Origin of the sequence: Endozoicomonas sp. ONNA2 (genome assembly GCF_024606365.1) — a bacterium.
Classification (GTDB): Bacteria; Pseudomonadota; Gammaproteobacteria; order Pseudomonadales; family Endozoicomonadaceae; genus Endozoicomonas.
Genome location: NZ_JAHHPO010000535.1, coordinates 1 through 8,834 on the forward strand (window position 1 = coordinate 1; position 8,834 = coordinate 8,834).

Consider the following 8,834-nt stretch of genomic DNA (forward strand, 5'->3'; position numbering starts at 1 on the left):
CGATGGTCGTCAGGTAGTCATTACCTGTGATGATGGCAGTGCCAAAATCCACAGCTGGAACGACGCTGGTCACTGGACGTTAACAGCGGACATATCGAACATAGAAGATATAGAGGATATAGAGTACCTGGAGGACATTGACGACAGCAGGGGCGTGAAGGCCTGCTTCAGCCGCGATGGCAGCCGGGTACTGACCCGCTCAGTGACCCCCTATACCCCCAACCCGTATGCAAAAATCCACCAGCGGAACGAGGAGGGCGGCTGGACATCAGAAACCGTTAGTGACCCCAATGCCAAATTCGTCAGGTTCAGTCCCAATGGCAACCAGTTGCTGCTGTTCGGTTTTAAAGAGACAGCAAAAATCCTTAGCCTGAACGACAATCTGGCGAGTGCCACCCTCGTTAACCCGGGCTACAAGATCATACGCGCTACGGCCAGCCCCGATGGTCGCCATGTCATCACCATCAACCACCAAGACGCTGCAACTAATAGGACGACCCTAAAAATCTTCGGTCGTGTTGGCAGCGGCAACTGGACAGGGAAAACTGGCAATATCCCCATTTTTAACAGCGATCATTCTGACCTGTCCCCCAAATTCAGCCCCGATGGCTGCCATGTGATGGCTGCCAAAGATCTTAAAAACCTTGAATTCCTGAGCTGTGACAAACACGGCAAATGGGTGCAGAGTTCTATTTACGTGTGGGGAACAGCGAAAAAAGCCTTCTTCAGTCCGGACAGCAGCCATGCGGCAGTCATCACCCCCGGTTATAGTCCCATCTGCTACATATACGGTTATGACGCAGCCAGAGGCTGGATAGAGAAAAAAATCATTCCCCATGACCATGACTTGCCAAAAATTGAGGCCAGTTTCAGTGCTGATAGCCGTCATATTGTCACTTTCTGTAGTTTAGAAAGGAGTTCTGGCACCGAATATCACGCATACATCCACGGTCGCGATGGGAATGGCGATTGGTCACGCAGAGCCATTGCCACCCATTACGGCCCGATCAACACCGCATGCTTCAACAACGATGGCAACCATTTAGTGACCGCAAGCGCCGATGGCACAGCAATAATCCTGGGTCGTTATGCCAACGGCAGCTGGGTGGAGAAGACCACTCTGAAGCATGCCTACCCGGTCCGATCTGCCATCTTCAGTGCCGATAGCAGGCAGGTGGTGACCGCAAGTGGTGAACGCACTGTAGAAATCTGGCGTCTTGTCGCTTCTGGCATGGACTCTGGGCAGTCTGGCTAACAGGTACAATTGCGCAGCCCCGCAAGCCGAATCCAGCCAAAATCACCAATCCATTCGATAACCGGAGGATGGCAATTAACCATGGAACCACCCGTTCCCGTGAACACCAGCGGCAGTTATGGCAGCAGCCCGGACTGCGACGTACCTGAGTCAGCCCGATATGTGTGGAGCAGCAACGGGATGTCGGTTGTGCCCTGCCAAAACCCATGCTCATTACTGTATTTGCCAGAGCCTCCCATGCTCAAGCTGTTGGGCTACTTATCTTTCCGGGATATTCTCGCCGTCGCAAAAACGTGTACGTATTTACATCAAGTAATCACCGATGAACATCTGCCGGCCAGATTGTGGTTTGCAAAATTTGCAGTACACCAGCAGAACCAGTTCAAGGAGATTGCCCGGGACATCAGTGATCGTGACCTGCGCCACTGGCTGGGGCAATTTACCACGGATGCAACAGTAGTTGATAAACTGTGCAGCCAATACCTGCCCGGGCACACAACAGACGACGCCCGTAAAACCGTTAAAACACAAAAAAGGCAATACTTCCCGCAGGTCCTGTTTTATACGGTGAGCAAACTGATGGCTGACTGCCGACAATTCAAACCGGTTCTGGTACAAAAAATTCATGAAAATCATGCTGTCGGAAGCTTCAACTTTAACACCCATGGCGACCATTTAGTGATCGCCAATAGACGTCGAACCGCGACAATCCTTGGCTGTACAGCAAACGGCTCATGGCATAAACAGGCCAGTTTTGACTTCAGTTCCCGGTACATTCCAAATCTTCCTGGCCATACCTTTGAGACCCACGGCCGTCATGTGTTGGCCTGGAATCAACATACCGCAAAAATCTTCGCATATAACGCAGATAACCGCTGCACGGAGCAACTATCCATTGTCCATGAAAGCACGATCAGGTCAGCTGGCCTGAGTTGCGATGGTCATCAGGCAGTCATTACCTGTGATGATGGCAGCGCCAGAATCCACAGCTTGAACGACGCCGATCGCTGGACGCTGGCCGCGGATATTACCGATGGCAGGCAGAAGTTGGAGGCTCGCTTCAGCCCGGATGGCAGCCGGATACTGACCACCTGCTCCAACTCGTGCGCAAAAATCCACAGGCGGAACGAAGAGGGTGGCTGGACATTAGAGGCAACTAGTGACGTCTTTGCCGAAGCATCAGTCACCTTCAGCCCCGATGGCAGCCTTGTGCTGATGTACAGTGGTTATCTGGGGATCATCGCCAAGACCGCAAAAATCCTCAGCCTGAACAAGGATGGCGGCTGGCTAGAGAGTGCACCCATCACTTACAACGAAGGCTCGGTCATACGGGCGATAGCCAGCCCCGATGGTCGCCATGTCATTATCATCAACAAGCGAGATGGTGAAACTGACAGCGCAACCCTGAAAATCCTCAATCGTGACAGCAGCAGCGACTGGACAGGGAAAACTGGCAATATCCCACTTATTTTGTACCATGGTATCGTTAGTTGGCCCAGATTCAGTCCCGATAGCCGTCATGTGATGGTTAGCAAAAATAAATCTAAACTTGAAATCCTGAGCTGTGACAAACGCGGCCACTGGATACCAACCGCTATTCCCATTTTGGAAAGCAGTAAAAGAGCCTTCTTCAGTCCCGATAGCAGACATGCGGCCATCATCGGCGCGGATCTTGGCATCTCCAGAATATACAGTTATGACGAAGCCAGAGGCTGGATAGAAAGCGGCATCATTGACCATGACCATGTCGGGCCCGTCGGGCCCCACGCTGACGCCAGCTTCAGTCCTGATAGCAGCCATATTGTCACTTTCTCTTGCTACCCGGGTTTAATCAGGGAGAACGACCCTTGTAAGAAATTCAAGGCAAAAATATACAGTCATGACGGGAACGGCATGTGGTTACCAAAAGGCCTTATCATCCATAACAGCCGGATCTATTGTGCAAGCTTCAATGCCGATAGCACCAATATAGTCACCACAAGCGCGGATGGTTCTGCAATGATCTTTGGCCGCTATGCCGAGGGCAGCTGGGTGAAGAAGGCCACTCTGTGGTATCCCCGCCGGGTTGATTCTGCCAGCTTCAGTGTTGATAGCAGGCATTTGGCGATCAACTGGGACGACCACAACCTGGAAATCTGGCGTCTTGTTACTGCCGGTGAGCAGGGTGATATAACCGGGTGTACGTTCATGTAGAAATAAAATACTTCGTTATATTAAATTCAGGTTTATGCCCAATAAAGTGATAATAGCGATCTTTAATCGCCTTCTTAAAGCATCTGATGTCGTCTAAAATGGCTTCAATATAAATGTACGCACACCCGATTCTACCGCCCTGGCCGGTGAGCCTCTGGAGCTGAATTCAGAAGTTGATGAATTGTGTGTCATGCCCGCCGGGACAGCTTTCGAACCTCTCAACTGAACTCTATATCAGTACTCAAACCGATCATTTCGACGAAAAAAGTTAAAACAAATCATGAATTATTCTGCAGCCAGGCGTGGGTTGACCGCAGGGGATAAATGCATACGTTTAAGCTCATCTTTTAATCCCACAGGAATATCCAGACGATCAACTAAAGCCGCTACTTCGTTGAAAGTCGTTGCGCTAAACCTGTGACTGTTAACCGCACGCTTAAAGGCTTCTTTAGCTAACGTTTGCAATGAGGTACGGGACCATTCCAATTCATGATTGGCTTGTACAACAGCCGCTTTTAGCCGAAGCCTGTTATCAGGCACGTACTGCTCAATGCTTCTGAAAACTTTTTTTTCAACACCTTTATTGTACAACGCCTGACATCTCTCATCGTCAAAATAATCGATACAACCGGTATCACTTAATTCTCTCAGTAAAAGACAGACGATATGATTGTGACAATTCCTGTTCAATCGGATGGTAAATTCTTTCATAAAATCAGGGCTGCAATGGTGTTCTACCAGCCAATCCTTATCTTCAGGAAATAACAAATGATGTGAGTAAATAGAGAACGGATTCTGATCTAATATAACCTGCACTATTTCAACACTATTTTTTTGTGCATTAGCCGCTTCAAAAAAAATGATGGGCAGAAGTAAATGTTCGCCATCAGTTACCGGTGCCCCAAATTTTATCAGCAGCTTCACCGCATCAATATGCCCATGCTTGATAGCCGTTAACAGTGGTGAATCTCGATTTGTATTCAGGACAAACGCAGGTGCCCCTTTTGACAGCAGAACACACAAAGATTCAACATCCCCTCTTTCTGCTGCTGTGATCACCAGCTGATAATGATCTTTGCCCAATACCAGGTCATATTTATCGATAAGAAATTTAAGTGCTTTTGGTTTTCCTTGAACATAAGCCTCCATAAGGGCATCAGCGGGCGCTTTATTTTTTAAAAGCAAGTGCAGCGTTTCATGATCGTGATTAGTACATGCCAAATACGCTAGCTGTTTATGCCTTTGATCAAAATTCATGCCATTTTCGATCATCCAGCGAACATTATCCGTATCTTTTTTTCCAACATAATGCTTCATAAGCAGGCCAGCAACGGGCTCAGTTCGGGCGATTTTACGGCCCAGGACAGACAACTGGTCAAACATAAAATTAAAGGCAGCAGAGGCTATCCAACGACCAACTTCCACAGGGTAAAACCGGGTAGTAGTGGGAACATTGACCCTGTCATCAACGATGTTTGTCGTATTACTAGCTGAAGACCCAATTGGCAGATTTCCTGTACCACTGTCCATTATCCCGACCTCTCACAATTTGTATGAATAAACCCTTGTTCTGTTACTCAATATAAATTGAATAAAGCATTTTGCTCACATCTGATACTATTCATTTTCAGAGTCTATTCATTTTCAAAACACACACTGTAAAATCATGTACCGGTCCATTCACCGATTAAATGATGAAGGCATTCACGGAATCATTAATTAACCGTGAAGCGTCATACACCGGGCATTCGATTTTGTATAAATCCCATGGTCATCAGCGTTGGCTTAAATGATACAATGGCACTTTTCACTGGTACTCAAACCTATGTTGTTAAAAATTATTCGTAATGTATTAGGCTACGGTATTGCGGCTGCAGATAAGCTGACCCGCCCTAAAGCAATGGTACGTTCACCGGAACAGCAGGCCCGGGTGGATGCACAAACCGCCAACCTGACGCTCTACCAGTTCACGGCCTGCCCTTTCTGTATCAAAACCCGCAGGGCCATTCACACCCTGGGTCTGACTATCCAGACCCTGGATGCCATGAATGACGCGCAAGCCCGAAATGCGTTGCAACAGATGGGTGGCAAGGTTCAGGTACCCTGTTTACGGATTCAGGAAGCAGGCAAAGACGATATCTGGATGTATGAGTCCGGCGATATTATCCACTATCTGCAACAGAACTTTGGCTAACCCCGTCATGGCCTACCAGCTCCGACCCTATCAACAAGATGCCGTTCACAGTGTGATACGGCATTTTCGCCAATCCAGCGACCCGGCCCTGCTGGTACTGCCCACAGGGGCTGGCAAGAGCCTGGTTATCTCCGAGTTGGCCCGCATTGCCCGTGGCCGCGTGCTGGTTCTGGCCCATGTAAAGGAGCTGGTGGAGCAGAACCACGCCAAATACCAAAGCTATGGATTGAAAGCCTCGATTTTCAGTGCCGGACTTGGGCAGAAAAAGGCCTCTGAACAGGTCATCTTTGGCAGTGTGCAAAGTGTTGTCAGACATCTTGAACAGTTTCACAACGCGCCGGGTCAGAAAACATTCACACTGCTGGTTATTGATGAGTGCCATCGGGTATCCATGGAGAAAACCGCCAGTTACCACAAGGTCATTGATCACTTTACACGACTGAACCCAGACCTTAAGGTTCTCGGTCTGACAGCTACCCCCTATCGTCTGGGAATGGGCTGGCTGTACCAGTATTACCGAAGTGCCGGACATAAAGGGTCGGTCAGGACAGAAGAGCCCCGTTTTTTCCGGGAGTGCCTATTTGAGCTGCCACTGTCCTACATGGTTGACAACGGTTATCTCACGATGCCCGTGGTGATTGATGCACCCATTGTTTTCTACGACTTCAGCCAACTATCCAGGGATCGCTTTGGCCGTTATCAAGAACAGGCGCTGAACCAGTTGTTACAAGGAAAAACCCGGGCCACCCGGGAAATCATCCATCAGGTAAAAAAAGAAGCCGCTACCCGAAAGGGTGTCATGGTGTTTGCCTCAACAGTAGACCATGCCCGTGAGATTATGGGATACCTGCCAAACGATGAGAGTGCCCTGATTATCGGTGATACACCCGCAAAAGAGCGGGACCGGCTGATTGCCGCCTTCAAACAGCAGCAGCTTAAATTCCTGGTGAATGTGTCTGTGCTCACCACCGGTTTTGATGCGCCCCACGTGGACCTGATCGCCATATTGCGGCCAACCGAATCCGCCAGCCTGTATCAGCAGATCGCAGGTCGGGGGCTGCGTCTGGCACCGGACAAAAAAGACTGTTTGATTATTGATTATGCGGGCAACCGCTTCAGCTTATACAGCCCGGAAGTGGGTGAGCCAACACCGGATTCAAAGGCGGTACCGGTCACGGTTCCCTGTCCTGCCTGTGGCCACGAGAACCATTTCTGGGGGGTGGTCGATAGCGATGGCGATCTGGTTGAACACTATGGTCGCCGCTGCCAGGGCTTTGAAGCGTTTTTGGATGACAACGGTAGCGAAGTGAAAGAACGGTGTGAGTTTCGCTACCGCTTTAAAGAGTGTGACCAATGCGGTGCTGAAAACGATATAGCCGCCAGAAAGTGCCACAGTTGCCAGAACGCTCTGGTTGATCCGGATAAAAAGCTGCGGGACGCCCTGAACCTGAAAAATTGCCTGGTGATCCGCTGCTCTGGAATGGACATGAGTGCTGATCAGGACGCCCGGGGCAAACAGCGCATCAAAATCACCTACCACGATGAAGATGGTGCCGAGGTCAATGAGTTTTTCCGGCTGGATACCCCATCCCAACAAGGTGCGTTCTATCATCATTTTGGCAAGCACGCCCTGATTAATCGTGCTGAGCCATTTCGGCCGTCAACGGTGGCTAATGTTATCCACAGCCGGAAAAAATTTCGCAAGCCTGATTTTGTGATCGCGCAGAAGGAAAAGCATTACTGGAAAATCATTGATAAGCTGTTCGACTACGATGGCAACTATCGCAAGGCCGAAACACTCTGATGCACGTCACTTATCACATAACCGGGCAAGCCCAGAACCGCATCAATCAGTTGATGATTAAATACAGCCCGAAACATACGCTGGTGATCTGGGTTGCGTCACTGGTCTGTTTACTGATGCCCCTGCTGGTCTTTCAGAACAACCTGGGCAATATTCTGCTTTCCGGAATCTTTGGCTCTGCCTTTATTACCTTCTGGATACTGAATCTTGGCCTCAAGTATGCTGTGCATAAACGCTTTGGCCTTCATTACCAGCCGGACCTTGACCTGGAAACCCGCACTCTGTGTCTTGATGAACAGGGTATCAGCATCCGTTCATCATTACTGAAACCGGCATTTCGCCCCTATCGGCAAGTAAAGATGATCACGGTAGAAGACAATATTATTGTGATAGCAGGTAAAGGCGGCTGGCTCGAGATGATCCCCCGAGACCGGGTAACAGAAGGTAATTGTGGGTTATTGTTGGATATGCTCTGCCAGAGAGCCGGGAAAAAAATGCAAACGAACTGAGCTTGAATGGTTTAAACAGGGCGATCTGTTGCCTCTTGGCCCAGCCCATTTCCTGCAAGAAAGTGAACGATGGTCTTTCCTGCCTGATGCCGGTCATCAGGCAATCCAATCGCTCCTACTGCCTGATCAATCAATCGATCTGCCACCATTGTGCGCAGCCTTGCACACACATCGATAAAAAATCCGTCAATAAATTCAGGATGCGCCTGCCAGGTCAGAATTTTAGAACTCCGTCGTGTAATGGCGTTCTCGCAGAAATCCGAGGTTGCCAGCAAGGAAAAGCCCGGAGCCAATAGATCAACCTGATCCTGGTGAACCGCCAGAACGCGAATAGTGCTGCCTGACTTGAAACTCCCGAAATCAGACAACGCTTTCACAGGATAAGCGCCTAACCCCCATCCTCCGGGGAACTTCTGAACACGGCCGCCCAGGGACTGATGAATGATCTGATGACCAAAGCAGATGCCCACCAGCAATGAATCGCTCATGGCAAGGTCGACAATCAAACGTTTGAGTTTCAGTATCCACGGCTCTGAGTCATAGGCAGAAGACTTGCTGCCACTGATAACCCATGCGTCACATTGGTCAACGGAGGATGGGAAACTGTCTTGATAACAGCGCCAGACAGAATACTGCCACTGACCGGGCATCACACGCTCAACCATCATTTTGTAATCATTATCAAAGGAACCAAAACGCTTGATAGAGTCTGGATGATGTTCATCGCATAATAAAATACCCAGTCGCTTGTTCAATTCCAGCTTCCCCGCACACTGTTTTCTGTTCACCTGATATACAGTCTATATCGACAAGAAGCCCGTTGAGGATATAGGCCAGAACATAAGGAGCTGTCCTGAAATAACTTCGACATTTCTACAG

General features: G+C 49.3%; 7 protein-coding genes. 5 read left to right on the forward strand and 2 right to left on the reverse strand.

Annotated features, from left to right (window positions below):
* A partial coding sequence (locus tag KDK14_RS09415; protein ID WP_257264844.1) for a WD40 repeat domain-containing protein occupies positions 1-1,255 on the forward strand: 1,255 nt, incomplete at its 5' end.
* Between the two features lie 81 nt (positions 1,256-1,336).
* Positions 1,337-3,448 (forward strand): F-box/WD repeat-containing protein, encoded by a 2,112-nt coding sequence (locus tag KDK14_RS09420; protein ID WP_257264845.1) that lies wholly within the window; start codon positions 1,337-1,339, stop codon positions 3,446-3,448.
* Positions 3,449-3,733: 285 nt separating this feature from the next.
* Here KDK14_RS09420 and KDK14_RS09425 read toward each other — a convergent pair whose 3' ends face one another.
* On the reverse strand, positions 3,734-4,720 hold the full coding sequence (locus tag KDK14_RS09425) for an ankyrin repeat domain-containing protein (protein ID WP_257264846.1): 987 nt from the start codon (positions 4,718-4,720) through the stop codon (positions 3,734-3,736).
* A 553-nt stretch (positions 4,721-5,273) separates the two neighbouring features.
* Between KDK14_RS09425 and KDK14_RS09430 the strand changes: the two genes are divergently transcribed.
* Genes KDK14_RS09430 through KDK14_RS09440 form a run of 3 tightly spaced genes read left to right on the forward strand, consistent with a single transcriptional unit; the run spans position 5,274 to position 7,955 of the window.
* The gene (locus KDK14_RS09430) at positions 5,274-5,642 is read left to right on the forward strand and encodes a glutaredoxin (protein WP_257264847.1); all 369 of its coding nucleotides are present in this window, start codon (positions 5,274-5,276) and stop codon (positions 5,640-5,642) included.
* A gap of 7 nt (positions 5,643-5,649) precedes the next feature.
* Positions 5,650-7,446, forward strand: a complete 1,797-nt coding sequence (locus KDK14_RS09435; protein WP_257264848.1) for a DEAD/DEAH box helicase — start codon at positions 5,650-5,652, stop codon at positions 7,444-7,446.
* The gene (locus tag KDK14_RS09440) at positions 7,446-7,955 is read left to right on the forward strand and encodes a hypothetical protein (protein ID WP_257264849.1); all 510 of its coding nucleotides are present in this window, start codon (positions 7,446-7,448) and stop codon (positions 7,953-7,955) included. The genes KDK14_RS09435 and KDK14_RS09440 overlap by 1 nt, the downstream gene beginning before the upstream one ends.
* A gap of 11 nt (positions 7,956-7,966) precedes the next feature.
* Here KDK14_RS09440 and KDK14_RS09445 read toward each other — a convergent pair whose 3' ends face one another.
* Positions 7,967-8,743: a type 1 glutamine amidotransferase gene (locus KDK14_RS09445; RefSeq protein WP_257264850.1), complete on the reverse strand. Its 777-nt coding sequence runs from the start codon at positions 8,741-8,743 to the stop codon at positions 7,967-7,969.
* Between the last annotated feature and the right edge of the window lie 91 nt (positions 8,744-8,834).